This window comes from Peribacillus sp. NPDC101481, from assembly GCF_044767165.1.
Lineage (GTDB): Bacteria > Bacillota > Bacilli > Bacillales > DSM-1321 > Peribacillus.
Map to the genome: position 1 here is coordinate 1587109 of NZ_JBIWNJ010000002.1, position 14276 is coordinate 1601384.

The 14276-nt window shown below is 41.4% G+C and carries 10 protein-coding genes; all 10 read left to right on the forward strand.

Features of this window, described 5'->3' with window-relative positions; translation table 11 throughout:
- Positions 1-478 precede the first annotated feature (478 nt).
- The 10 genes from ACIROD_RS17635 (at position 479) to ACIROD_RS17680 (ending at position 13462) form a co-directional block, all read left to right on the forward strand.
- Positions 479-889: a CoA-binding protein gene (locus tag ACIROD_RS17635; RefSeq protein ID WP_230176391.1), complete on the forward strand. Its 411-nt coding sequence runs from the start codon at positions 479-481 to the stop codon at positions 887-889.
- A gap of 364 nt (positions 890-1253) precedes the next feature.
- The gene (gene parE, locus ACIROD_RS17640; RefSeq protein WP_101221904.1) at positions 1254-3239 is read left to right on the forward strand and encodes a DNA topoisomerase IV subunit B; all 1986 of its coding nucleotides are present in this window, start codon (positions 1254-1256) and stop codon (positions 3237-3239) included.
- A complete protein-coding gene (parC, locus tag ACIROD_RS17645; protein WP_101221905.1) occupies positions 3229-5673 on the forward strand; it encodes a DNA topoisomerase IV subunit A in 2445 nt (814 codons plus the stop codon). The genes parE and parC overlap by 11 nt, the downstream gene beginning before the upstream one ends.
- 314 nt (positions 5674-5987) lie before the next feature.
- Positions 5988-7589, forward strand: coding sequence for a long-chain-fatty-acid--CoA ligase (locus tag ACIROD_RS17650; protein ID WP_402942499.1), 1602 nt, complete (start codon positions 5988-5990; stop codon positions 7587-7589).
- A gap of 39 nt (positions 7590-7628) precedes the next feature.
- Complete coding sequence (locus ACIROD_RS17655) at positions 7629-8780, forward strand: acyl-CoA dehydrogenase family protein (RefSeq protein WP_063233560.1); 1152 nt, start codon at positions 7629-7631, stop codon at positions 8778-8780.
- 26 nt (positions 8781-8806) lie between these two features.
- Positions 8807-9982 (forward strand): acyl-CoA dehydrogenase family protein, encoded by a 1176-nt coding sequence (locus ACIROD_RS17660; protein WP_402942502.1) that lies wholly within the window; start codon positions 8807-8809, stop codon positions 9980-9982.
- Positions 9983-10002: 20 nt separating this feature from the next.
- Complete coding sequence (locus ACIROD_RS17665; protein ID WP_402942505.1) at positions 10003-10767, forward strand: SDR family oxidoreductase; 765 nt, start codon at positions 10003-10005, stop codon at positions 10765-10767.
- Between the two features lie 18 nt (positions 10768-10785).
- Complete coding sequence (locus ACIROD_RS17670; protein WP_101221909.1) at positions 10786-11238, forward strand: MaoC family dehydratase N-terminal domain-containing protein; 453 nt, start codon at positions 10786-10788, stop codon at positions 11236-11238.
- On the forward strand, positions 11235-11636 hold the full coding sequence (locus ACIROD_RS17675; RefSeq protein WP_402942508.1) for a MaoC/PaaZ C-terminal domain-containing protein: 402 nt from the start codon (positions 11235-11237) through the stop codon (positions 11634-11636). The genes ACIROD_RS17670 and ACIROD_RS17675 overlap by 4 nt, the downstream gene beginning before the upstream one ends.
- Before the next feature lie 128 nt (positions 11637-11764).
- On the forward strand, positions 11765-13462 hold the full coding sequence (locus ACIROD_RS17680; protein ID WP_402942510.1) for a sigma-54 interaction domain-containing protein: 1698 nt from the start codon (positions 11765-11767) through the stop codon (positions 13460-13462).
- The last annotated feature ends 814 nt before the right edge of the window (positions 13463-14276 follow it).

Below are 14276 nucleotides of genomic sequence, written 5' to 3' on the forward strand. Positions count from 1 at the left end.
TTTTAAGAAAAATCTTCTTTTTTTTATCACGTTCAGGGGCGATTGTTCCCTTTTTCAAAAATAAACGTGTAGAAATAGCCAAAAACAGCTTTAAAACACCTGTTAAGCTTCTCTTATTGTAACATTTTCGTGACAAAATGGTACGGCTGTCCAAAAAAAAATCCACTAAAAAAATGATTTTCCTTGATGAACTTACATCTTTTGATATACGTTAAGTTCATGAAGGGTGAAAGGTTTAGGGTTCCTTATTTTCGTAAATATAAAATGAAGGATGCCTCCTTGTATAAATTGTTACAATCCGTGGTAGTCTGTATGAACATAAAGAAAGTTAAGTGAACATGCCTTTTCGAAACTTATTCTTTCTTGTATAATGGTTTTTCTTAATAATGGTAATAAACAGCTTCCTCTGTAAAATACCTTTTTTAAGGAATACTCTTTATTCAAATATTACATTTTATTATAAAGGGGATAGAAAAGAATGATAGAAAATCCGAGCAGAGAAGAAATGGGAAAGATGTTGAAAAAATCGAAGCGCATAGCTGTCGTTGGTTTATCTAATAACCCTGACCGTACTTCTTATATGGTATCGAAGGCCATGCAGGATAGCGGTTATGAAATCATCCCGGTAAACCCTGCTGTATCTGAAGTGCTGGGTGTCAAGGCGGTTAAAGCCCTGAAAGATATTGAAGGGCACGTCGATATCGTCAATGTTTTCCGCCGTTCAGAGTTCCTACCGGAGATAGCCAAGGAATTTGCAGAAATCGATGCTGATATCTTTTGGGCCCAGCAGGGTGTGGAAAATGAAGAAGCCTATAATTTCTTGAAAGAAAAAGGATATACTGTCATCATGAATCGATGTATAAAAGTCGAACACGCCCTTACTAAGTAAAATGAAGAGCGGATCTTCCGCTCTTTTTGTTAAGGTGTGGCTTTATTTCGACCGAAAGAAGTCAAAAGGCAGGGCAAATTTAAGCCATGGACGCTTAATTTGATTAAAAATAGTAAAAGTATATTTGCCAAATGAAAATTTACCGCTACAATTAGAAAGGTAGCTATGATACGTTTTGTTCCACATAAATGTGCTAACGCTAATAAAAAGGACAAAAAAATAGAACACTTGTTCTTTGTTCGTAAAAGTATTATACTTTTTATATGATATTAACGTATTAATGGATTTGTTTAGCTAGTGAGTCATTTCATTGCAGTATGATTTGGCCCGGAAATTGTGTTTTAGTAAGGAAAGGGGAATTTCTGTGGCAAAGAAAGTAAAAACAATCGAGTACAATGATGATGCAATTCAGGTACTGGAAGGACTCGAAGCGGTCAGAAAACGTCCCGGTATGTATATCGGCAGTACTGATGCACGCGGACTTCATCATTTAGTGTACGAGATTGTAGATAACTCCGTAGATGAGGCTTTAGCTGGATATGGAGACCAAATTAGTGTGAAAATACATAAAGATAACAGTGTAAGTGTGTCTGATAAAGGGCGCGGAATGCCTATTGGCATGCATAAATTAGGTAAACCGACGCCTGAAGTCATTTTGACGATTCTTCATGCTGGAGGTAAATTTGGACAAGGCGGATATAAAACGAGTGGAGGGCTTCATGGAGTCGGTGCTTCGGTCGTTAACGCGTTGTCTGAATGGCTTGTCGTCACAATAAAAAGGGACGGGTTCATTTACGAACAACGGTTTTTCAATGGCGGAAAGCCAGAAACCACTCTGGAGAAAATCGGTAAAACCAATCAAGCCGGTACCAAGATCCACTTCAAGCCCGATCCAAAAATATTCTCGGTGACTACTTTTAATTATGAAATCCTATGTGAGCGTCTTCGCGAATCAGCCTTTCTTTTAAAAGGCATGAAGATAGAATTGACGGATGAGCGTAACGACCATAATGAAGTTTTTTACTATGAAAATGGCATTGAAGCGTTTGTCGATTATTTAAATGAAGAAAAAGAGACCCTTCATAGTGTAGTCAGCTTAGAAGGGGAACAAAATGGGATAGAAGTCGAACTAGCCTTTCAATTCAACGATGGCTATTCAGAGAATATTTTAAGCTTTGTAAATAATGTTCGTACAAAAGATGGAGGCACCCATGAGATTGGCGCAAAAACGGCCATGACACGGGCATTTAATGATTATGCCAGAAAGATGGGGCTATTGAAGGAAAAAGATAAAAACCTCGAAGGTACCGATATACGTGAAGGCTTGTCTTCAATCATTTCAGTACGTATCCCTGAAGAACTTCTTCAATTCGAAGGACAAACCAAGAGCAAGCTTGGAACAAGTGAAGCCCGTTCTGCAGTCGATTCCATCGTATCAGAGCACTTAGCCTACTTTTTTGAAGAAGATCCGACCACGAGTACCCTATTGGTAAAAAAAGCGATTAAAGCGTTCCAAGCAAGGGAAGCGGCACGCAAGGCTCGCGAAGACGCAAGAAGCGGGAAGAAAAGGAAAAAATCCGATGCCATCCTTTCTGGGAAATTAACACCAGCTCAATCGAAAAATCCCGAACGGAATGAACTGTATCTTGTAGAAGGGGACTCTGCTGGGGGATCCGCTAAACAAGGACGCGATCGCCGATTCCAAGCAGTGCTGCCATTGCGGGGTAAAGTTATCAATACGGAAAAGGCAAAACTGGCGGATATTTTTAAAAACGAGGAAATAAATACGATCATCCATGCAATCGGCGGAGGTGTCGGTGCGGAATTCAATACGCCTGACACTAACTATGATAAAGTGATCATCATGACTGATGCCGATACCGATGGAGCCCATATCCAAGTGCTGCTGCTGACATTCTTTTATCGCTATATGAAGCCGTTAATAGAGGCTGGAAAGGTTTACATTGCCTTGCCCCCTTTATATAAAGTGAGTAAAGGGACCGGGAAGAAAGAAGTCATTGAATATGCTTGGAGCGACGAGGAACTTCAGGGAGCGATAGACAAGGTGGGAAAAGGCTATATGATTCAGCGCTATAAAGGGCTGGGTGAGATGAATGCCGATCAATTATGGGATACCACCATGAACCCGGAAACAAGGACATTGATACGTGTGAAGATCGATGATGGTGCCCGTGCGGAAAGACGTGTGACAACGTTGATGGGAGATAAGGTTGAACCGCGTCGTAAGTGGATTGAAGCCAATGTCGCTTTTGGTCTCGAAGAGGAATCGAATATTTTAGATAATGAAAATATGTCGATTGAAGAGGAGGTCATTAACGATGGTATTTGAAGAAACGTTTCGAGATTTGCCGCTAGAAGAGGTAATTGGTGACCGCTTCGGGCGTTATAGTAAATATATCATCCAAGATCGGGCACTTCCAGATGCAAGGGACGGTTTAAAACCGGTGCAGCGCAGGATATTGTATGCGATGCATGTCGAAGGAAATACCCAGGAAAAAGGATTCAGGAAATCCGCAAAAACGGTCGGTAATGTAATTGGTAACTATCACCCTCACGGAGATTCATCCGTTTATGAGGCAATGGTTCGGATGAGCCAAGACTGGAAGCTGCGGAAGGTCATGGTCCAAATGCACGGAAACAACGGTAGTATTGATGGCGATCCGCCTGCTGCGATGCGGTATACGGAAGCAAGGCTTTCGTCGATTGCCTCCGAGATGCTGCGGGATATTGAAAAAAGGACGGTCGATTTTGTACCGAACTTTGATGATACTTCAGAGGAGCCCATTGTATTGCCAGCAATGTTCCCTAACCTGCTTGTAAATGGCTCTACAGGAATTTCAGCAGGCTATGCCACTGAAATCCCGCCACATCAACTAGGTGAAGTCATTGATGCGGCCATTATGCGAATCGATAAGCCGGAAGCGACTGTCGCTGACTTAATGACGGTCATTAAAGGGCCGGATTTTCCTACTGGCGGTATCATCCAAGGCATTGAAGGCATTCGTAAGGCCTATGAGACAGGTAAAGGGAAAATAATCATTCGCGGGTTGGCGGAAGTGGAAACGATTCGGGGGGGCAAACAGCAAATCGTCATCACTGAAATCCCATATGAAGTCAATAAAGCAAACCTTGTTAAGAAAATGGATGAATTCCGTCTGGACCGGAAAGTGGAAGGTATCGCCGAAGTTAGGGATGAGACCGACCGTACGGGACTGCGGATTGTCATCGAACTGAAAAAAGAAGCAGATGCAAATGGAGTCCTGCATTATTTATACAAAAATTCCGATCTTCAAATTGCATACAATTTCAATATGGTCGCGATTTATAAAAAACGGCCAACATTGATGAGCCTGCCAAAAATGCTCGATGCATATATCGAACACCGTAAAGAGGTAATCGTGAACCGTTCACGTTATGAGTTGCAAAAGGCACATGACCGGGCACATATCGTCGATGGTTTAGTGAAGGCTTTGTCCATATTAGATGAGGTCATCGCTGTCATCCGGGCATCTAAAGACAAACGGAATGCCAAAGATAACCTCATTGCTAAATTCGATTTTACAGAAGCGCAAGCTGAAGCCATTGTCTCCTTGCAGCTATACAGGCTGACAAATACGGATATTACAGCACTTGAAGCAGAGGCGGCGGAATTGAAAAACAAAATTGAGGAATTGACAAAGATTCTTGGCAGTGAAAAAGTTCTTCTTCAAGTAATTAAAAAAGAACTTCGATTCATTAAAAAGGGCTTTGATGACGGACGTCGTTCCAAAATCGAAAAAGAAATTGAAGAAATCAAAATCAATCTTGAAGTATTGATTGCGAGTGAGGACGTGATGGTGACCGTGACGAAAGAAGGCTATGTAAAACGGACTTCGTTACGATCCTATGCAGCATCAGGCGGTCTTGATTTTGGCATGAAGGATTCCGATCGCCTGCTCCAGAGGCTGGAGATGAATACAACTGATGTCCTGTTGCTGTTCACATCCAAAGGGAACTACCTCTATTGTCCAGTTCATCAGCTTCCTGATATTCGTTGGAAGGAAACCGGTCAGCATATCGCGAACATCATACCAATCGACAGGGAAGAACAAATCATAAAAGCGATTCCAATCAAAGAGTTTGCCGTGCCGGAATTCTTATTGTTCATCACGAAAAATGGTATGGTGAAAAAGACAGAATTAGCTTCCTATAAAGCCCAGCGTCATTCAAAACCGCTGGTTGGTGTCAATTTAAAAGGTGACGATGAACTTGTCGATGTCCATCATACCGATGGACAGGCTGACCTTTTCCTGGTCACCCATAATGGCTATGGTTTATGGTTTGATGAAGAAGAAGTAAGTGTTGTCGGTGTTCGGGCAGCAGGAGTCAAAGGGATTAATTTGAAAGAAGATGATTATGTCATTGGCGGAAAGGTTTTGGCCAAGGATAGTAAAGAATCGATCTTTATCGTTACACAGCGCGGGGCCATAAAGAAAATGAAATTAACCGAGTTTGAAAAAACGAGCCGGGCAAAACGCGGTGTCGTGGTCTTGAGGGAATTGAAATCGAATCCTCATAGGGTCATTGGATTTGATATCATTAACAAAACGGACAGCCTATTCATTCTTTCTGAAAAGGGAACCATTGAAACGATTCATGCCGCTTCATTAAAAAATCATGATCGATATACGAATGGATCATTTGTTTTTGATGAAACGGTCAGTGGAAAAGCGAAAGAATTATGGAAAATATCATTGGAAGATGACTCCGCCATAGAGCAGTGAATCATTTTTTAAAACGGGATGCTGATCTTGATCAGCATCCCGTTTTATTTTCAAATAATATCCTTCTCCACATGCCCCGTACTACAAGTTGATACCTTTTACGAAAGCATCTCTAAATTCAAAAATGACTTATTGAGTCAATTTTAAATCCTAGCATTATGAACCTAATATTATTAAGGGCGCAGCAAATAATTCAATTTTGAATTTTACCATTGAATGAATCAGCGTAACATAACGATTTATTTTTGGCACACTCCTTGCATATTGTTTAGTATGACTTCTTTATTTTTTTGAATGAAGAAAGGGGTGGGCCAATGGATAGACCTTGGAAAAAACATATCCCGCAAGGAAACCCAAGCGAGATTGATATTCCTGACATGTCTTTGACGGAACTATTTTATCAATCAGTCGAACAATATTCGGATAAAACAGCGGTTACGTTCAGGGAGCAAAGGTATACATATTCAGAGTTGGGGACATTAGTGAAAAGATGTGCCCGCTTGCTTGCTGCTGAAGGGATTGGAAAGGGAGATCGAGTGGCTCTTATGCTTCCTAATTGTCCACAATATCCAATTGGTTTTTTTGGAACTCTTTTGAATGGAGCCATTGTTGTCCAAATCAATCCAATGTATAAGGCGAACGAATTAATACATGTCCTGAAAGACTCAGGTGCAAGGCACATCATTGTGCTAGATGATTTAAAACCAATAGTTGAAGCCGTTATAGCTGCAACCGATGTTGAAAAGGTGTTAAGCGTGTCGCTGGAAAAGGGCAAATGTGAAATGACAAAAAAACTGCTAACAGTAACAGAAGCGGATTTCAGTGTGGAGATTGATCCTGCTAGAGATGTCGCCGTCCTCCAATATACAGGAGGAACGACAGGGCGTTCTAAAGGGGCGATGCTAACACATCGTAATATAGTAGCCAATACGCTGCAGAGTGCAGCCACTTCAAGAATCAATACTCAAAAGGGTAAGGAAAGGGTACTTGGCGTTTCCCCATTATTTCATGTTTACGGCATGACTTCAGGGATGAACCTGACATTTTATAATGGCGGGGAATTAATTCTTGTATCCAAGTTTGAGGTGACGGAGATCGTCGATATTATCAATGATCTTAAACCAACTATTTTTCCAGGGGTACCGACGATGTACATTGCTTTATTACAATATTACCAGTCCCATCCATTTGATTTGCATACATTGAAATCTTGCGTTTCGGGTTCGTCACCATTGCCATTGAATGTATTGTCAAGGTTTAACGAACTGAGCGGGACAAAGATTGCAGAAGGCTATGGCCTGTCCGAGGCGTCACCAGTCACGCACCGGAATCCAGTTAGCGGCCTGCAAAAACCCGGAAGTATCGGGATTCCGATACAAAATACGGATGCCGCCATAATTGACAGTATTACAGGAGAGCCTGCACTCTTGGTTGATACACCAGGTGAATTGGTCATAAAGGGTCCACAGGTAATGAAAGGTTATTGGGGCATGCCTGAAGAAACGCGGCAGACGATTCAAAACGGATGGCTTCATACCGGTGATATTGCCAAGATGGATGAAGATGGCTTCTTTTACATTGTGGGACGGAAGAAAGAAATGATCATAGCAGGCGGGTTCAATATATATCCAATAGAAATTGAAGATGTCTTATACAGCCATCCTAAGGTTCTGGAAGCTGCCGTCTTTGGCGTTCCCGATCAATATCGCGGTGAAACGGTACATGCAGCGGTAGTTCTAAAACCAAGTGAAAGAATAACTGAAAACGAATTGAAGGATTATTGCCGAAAGCAGCTCGCTGCCTTTAAAGTCCCAAAAGCAATCACATTTGAAAGTGAACTTCCTAAGACGGCAGTAGGTAAAATCTTAAAACGCAAACTTCAGGAAAAACATATCGCTTATTCGGATAATATATGAAAGCGCTAACAACCAATTCGAAGATAAAGGGGAATGCAAATGGATTTTCGCTTAGATGAAGACATCCTGTTATTAAAAGAAAATATACGCCAGTTTATCGAAGAGCAAATCGATCCATTTTCCATGCAGATAGAGGATGAAGATCATATCCCGGAATCCATTATAAATTTATCGAAGGAAATCGGGCTATTCGGGCTTAGTATCCCGGAAAGGTATGGCGGGCTCGGAATCGGGATGGTGGGAAAATGCGCTTTATATGAGGAAATCGGCAAAACACATAATGGGTATACCACTCTGATTGGGGCCCATACCGGCATAGGGACGGTAGGGATAGTCGAAATGGGCAATGAAATGCAAAAGGAAAAGTATCTACCAGATATGGCAAGCGGTAATAGAATTGGTGCTTTTGCTTTAACTGAGCCTGCAGCGGGGTCACATGCTACGAACCTCAAAATGACGGCAGTCAAAAATGGCGATAAATATATACTTAACGGGACTAAGCATTATATAACGAATGCTGATGTAGCAGATATTTTTACGGTTATGGCCGTAACGGACAAAGATAAAGGGGCAAAAGGAATCACCTCATTCATAGTAGAAAAGGATTTTCCGGGTTTTAGAGTTGGTAGCCTGGAAAGGAAGATGGGTCTTCGAGGCTCACATTCTGCCGAATTGGTTTTTGAAGATTGCGAGGTTCCTGCCGAAAATGTACTGGGGGACGTTGGACAAGGGTATGTAAATGCATTGAAGATCCTTGCAAATGGCCGGGCAGGCCTTGCTGCCCGTAATTTAGGGTCCTGTCAGTACTTGCTCGATCTATCTACTAAATATGCCACAGAACGTGAACAATTCAATGTGCCGATCATAGATCATCAAGCTGTATCCCATATGATTGCCGAGATGGCAATGGAAATAGAAGCACTTCGCTCATTCACATACCGGGTTGCATGGATGGTCGATCAGAAAGAAAAAATCATTAAAGAAGCGGCAATGCTAAAGTTGTATGGTTCGGAAGTATATAATCGTGTCGCTGATAAGGCCGTTCAAATTCATGGCGGTATGGGATACATGAAGGATTATCCAGTTGAACGTTTTTATCGGGATGCCCGAATCACTAGAATATATGAAGGCACGTCCGAAATCCAAAAAAATATCATTACCGGACAATTGAAGAGAAAATATCAAAACTAGTCTAATTGGAAAGCGGAGGGGTTAATATGGATTTACGACTATCAGATGAACAAAAAATGGTACAAAAAACAATACGCAAGTTCGTGGAAAATGAATTGATACCCTTGGAAAATGAAGTGCTTCGCAATGAAATGGCAGGGAAGCCTAGTTTACCAGAGGGAACATTGAAAGATTTACAGGAAAAAGCAAAAAAAGCTGGGTTTTGGGGCATCAATACCCCAGAGGAATATGGCGGGGCAGACTTAGGGCAGCTTATGATGGCAATTGTCTTGATGGAAGTATCAAAAACGTTTGTACCATTCAGCTTTGGAGGTTCGGCTGATAACATACTTTATTATGCAAATGAAGAACAGAAACAGAAATATCTGATCCCTACTATTAATGGTGAGAAAAAGTCCTGTTTTGCCATGACGGAGCCGGGGGCTGGGTCTGATACGCGAAATATTAAAATGACGGCAGTAAAAGAAGGGAATGAATGGGTGCTTAACGGAGAAAAAACATTCATCACTGGAGGAAATGATGCCGATTTCGTCATGGCCATTGCTGTAACTGACAAAGAACGTCATCAAGCAACCGGGACGGAAGGGGTAACCTGTTTCATTGTAGACCGTGATATGGGCTGGAGATCAGAATATATCAATACGATGGGAGAATGGGGACCGGCAGGTTTAGTTTTTGATAATGTCAGGGTACCCGAAGAAAACATCTTAGGGGAAGTGCATGGCGGCTATAAACTAGGCTTGGAATGGATTGGGTTTGCAAGATGGATCGTGGGCGCACGTGCTGTTGGTTCGGCAGAAAGATTGCTGCAAATGGCTATAGAATACGCTAAAGAACGAGTAACTTTCGGTAAACCGATCGCGGAGCGCCAGGCCATTCAATGGCAGATAGCTGATTCGGCCGTAGAAATTGAAGCTGCAAGATGGCTTGTATTGAATGCGGCTTTTACACTTGATAATGGAGAAGACAACCGCCATTTAGCTTCAATGGCTAAACTCTATGGAGCCAATATGGGGAATCGGGTCGTTGATCGTGTATTGCAGATTCACGGTGGCATGGGCTATACGAAGGAGCTTCCCATCGAACGTTGGTACCGCGAAGCCAGGCTTTGGAGGATTTATGATGGTACGGATGAAATACAGCGTATGATCATTTCCCGAAATTTGATTAAGGGACATGTTAAAGTAGGGCAATTTTTATAATAGATTAGGAGGAAACGATTATGACAGGGAGATTTTCAGGGAAAACGGCATTAGTTACAGGTGGAAGCAGGGGGATTGGCCTGGCGATCGTCGAACTATTTGCCAGTGAAGGCGCAAACGTAGCGATTATCGATATCAACGAAGAGGTTTTGACATCAACGGGAAATGAATTAAGGGATAAGGGTTATGCCATTTTTACAAAAGTTGCCAATGTGGTCAATCCCGAAGAAGTGGAAGCATCCATAACAGAAATAGCCGACACATTCGGATCGCTTGATATTCTCGTGAATAATGCTGGGGTCATCCGGGATAATCTACTTTTCAAAATGACCGATTCAGATTGGCAGACGGTAATGGATGTGCATTTAAAAGGTACTTTCAATGCAGTACGTGCTGCCCAGAAGCATATGGTTGCAAATAAATACGGAAGAATCATCAATATATCATCCACCTCGGCCCTCGGGAACCGCGGGCAGGCTAATTATTCAGCTGCTAAAGCCGGACTTCAGGGGTTAACAAAAACACTGGCAATCGAACTGGGCAAATACGGGATAACGGCTAATTCGGTAGCACCAGGTTTTATCGAAACAGAAATGACGAAAGAAACAGCTAGGCGGGTGGGAGTGAGTTTTGAGCAATTCATCCAGGACAGGGCAAACAGTATTCCTGTTGCCAGAAGCGGTTTGCCAAGTGATATCGCTCATGCTGTTGCATTCTTTGCCGATGAAGCATCCTCATTCATTAGCGGGCAGGTTTTATATGTTGCGGGCGGTCCAAAAAATTAAGGGAAAAGGCGGGATGTTATGTTCAACGAAAGTATTGGAAAACGATCCAACCCCGTTAAAAATATAGTTGAACGGGGAGCCGTTAAAAAATTCGCATTATCGATTGGTGATCCCCACCCAATTTTCATAGATGAAGAAATAGGCAGGCAATCAAGGTACGGAACGAATATCGCTCCACCAACTTTCCCAAGGGTATTTGATTTTGGGACGATTGAAAGCTTAAATCTACCGAATAAAGGGTTGATTCACGGTGAGCAGATATATCGCTATAACAGGCCGCTGAAGGTAGGGGAAGAAATCACCTGTTATACGGAAGTGAAAGACTATTATGAGAAAAAAGGAAAACAAGGGGAAATGGGATTTCTAGCCTTTAAAAATTATGGGACGGATGCAAATGGGGAAATCGTCTTCACTGCTGAACAGCTTGTCATTATAAATGAAACGATCAGAAGGATGGTGATGAGTAAGTGACGACATTAACCGAACTGCATATTGGTGACTCGTTACATTCCATCGAGCTTGCGCCTGTAACGCGACTGGACCTCATTAAATATGCCGGCGCATCAGGTGATTTCAATCCCATTCATACGATTGATGAGGAAGCAAAAAATGCTGGTCTTCCCGGTATCATCGCGCATGGAATGTGGACGATGGGAAACCTCGCTAAGCTTTTCAGTAATCTATATGAAATTGGTTTTATCGAAGAATACAAGATTCGTTTCAAAGGTATGGTTTTCTTGAATGATGTCATAACCCTTCAAGCGGATCTAAAAGAAAAAAATGGGGATAGATATTTTTTCAAAGTTGCGGCCACTAACCAGTCAGGTAAGGAAGCAATCAGTGGAGAGGTTATTTTTAAGACTTACTGAGGGAAAGTAGTGATGAAAATTATTTCATCACTACTTTTTTTGGAGCGAAATTCGACAATTTTAAAGGAGTTTCGAAAATTATCCAGAATTGTACTTAAAAAGAATTCTTTTTGCGGCGGTGAATAGTAATGAATCAAGTGAAACAGGATTCTCGGATTAATTTGCTCAAAGAGTCGACCATCCCTGCACTAGTCGTGGATTCTGAAAATCGGATAAAGGATTGGGGCAACTATTTTAATCAATCGTTAAGTCAGGATGGTAATAATACACTAACCGAACAATTCGATGAGTGGCAATTTCTCGATAATAAAAGGCTTGCAGCTGCAAGGCTGCATGATAAGCGGTATTTATTTTTATTAATGAAACAAATGGATGCTGACAATATTCTATATATAGGCAGTGAAACAGAATTTTTGGACGATTTATTGATTGATGCGCATGAAACGGATAAATTGAATCGCGCACTGGATGCCATTATCGAAAATTCCTATGATGGAATATACATCACCGATCAAGATGGAATCACGCTTTATACCAATTCGGCAATTGAACGGATCACGGGCATACCAAAAGAGTATTATATCGGCAAATCGGTGGACCAATTAATTAAACGCGGCATACTGAATGCTTCGGTGACGCATAAGGTAGTGAAGCTGAGACGAACGGTATCAGTCGTACAGGATAATTTTGCTGGAAAGGAAACATTGATTACAGGAAGTCCCGTTTTTAATGCAGAAGGGGAAATAGAGCAAGTCGTTACGAATATAAGAGATTTATCCGATTTAAATGAACTGATGCACGAGTTGACGAAAGTAAATGAACTGAATAATCAATATAAGCAGGAAATCGAAAAACTGCGGAAGATAACAAGTAAGGATGGAGTCGTATTTGTCAGTGATAAAATGAAAATGATTTATGAAATTGCTGAAAGAATATCGGATATAGATGCGACAGTACTCATTCTGGGAGAAACGGGTGTTGGAAAGGATGTCCTTGCCCGAAATATTTATAATCGGAGCATCCGATCTAAAAAAGGAGATTTCATCAAAATAAATTGTGGGGCAATTCCTGCTGATTTATTGGAATCCGAGCTCTTTGGATATGAAGGAGGGGCATTTACCGGAGCCAATCAAAAAGGCAAACCAGGGATGTTTGAGCTTGCAGAGAGTGGGATCTTATTCCTGGATGAAGTTGGTGAGCTTCCCCTGCAACTTCAAGTGAAGCTGCTTCGGGCCCTTCAGGAAAGGGAGATTCAAAGAATCGGTGGAACAAAGCCAAAGAAGATCGATGTTCGCATAATAGCAGCCACGAACAGAAATCTATCGGAAATGGTCAAAGCGGGTGAGTTTCGTGAAGACCTCTTTTATAGGCTGAATGTCATTCCGATTACGATTCCTCCTCTACGGGAAAGAAGGGAGGATATCTTGGCATTGACTGACTTATTTTTAACAAAAGCAAACGAACAATATAAATTCTCAAAAGAAATAGATTCGCGGTTGAAGGAATATTTTTATCAACATGATTGGCCAGGAAATGTCCGTGAATTGATTAATATAGTGGAAAGGCTCGTCGTGCTGACGGATAATCAAATATTATCGATTAACGACCTTCCGGAAGAATATCAGCCGGAAAATCGGAATCAGCCGAACCTCAATGATACCCTAACTTTAAAAGAAGCGGTGGAAAGAGCCGAAAAGGAAATCTTGACGAAAGCGGCTCAAACCTACCAAACTACATATGAAATCGCAGAGGCCCTAGATTCCAGTCAGGCAACAATTGTGAGGAAACTTAAAAAATACCGATTAAAGGTCAGTGGAAAAGAATAGGTTAGTTTGAACAGCACCTCCATTGTTGGAAACCATCCAACAATGGAGGGTGCTGTTTTTTTGTGCATTTTAACCTGGACTTGCTTAAAACGATTAAGGCTGTGAAGGTTATTATTGGATCCCTTTCATTTAATGTCTTCATTTAATTATTTTATTGATTCAGAAATGATTTTTTCAGTCAATAGTGAATGACGAACATCCCGTATGGAATCGTTACTTTTGATTTTTACAATTCAATAATGAATTCACTGACTGGTGAATAGCCTAATTGTCGGTGAGTTCATGTTGGCACGGCACTTGCATTTATAATACAAGAAATAATCTACATACAGGAAATTAATCTGCGTAATGGTCCTTTAGTGGTGTGGAAGGGGTGAACGAACAAGACGATTACCATGGGTAAACCGTTATTAAATGAGAAGTTGTAATCATTGGCTATCCCTAAAATCAGCATCTGCTTGTCTGCACAATCGTACCGCCTAGATTCATAAGGCAGAATGAATGAGGACAAAACGTCATGTACAGTAATAAGTTGTCATTAAAAATGAAAGCGCTAACAAACAATCGGTTTTTTTTTTCGCTATACCTAATCTTTATCTGTAGGTGGAGAATATAGGGAAATAATACTTACTATTCCTCCCCGGGAGGTTGAGCCTGTGAGGGAAAAATTAAAGTGTTTTTCATCACAGAGGTGTGCTTTCAAAATATGGACAGGATTATAGGGAAATAATACTTACTATTCCTCCCCGGGAGGTTGAGCCTGTGAGGGAAAAATTAAAGTGTTTTTCATCACAGAGGTGTGCTTTCAAAATAT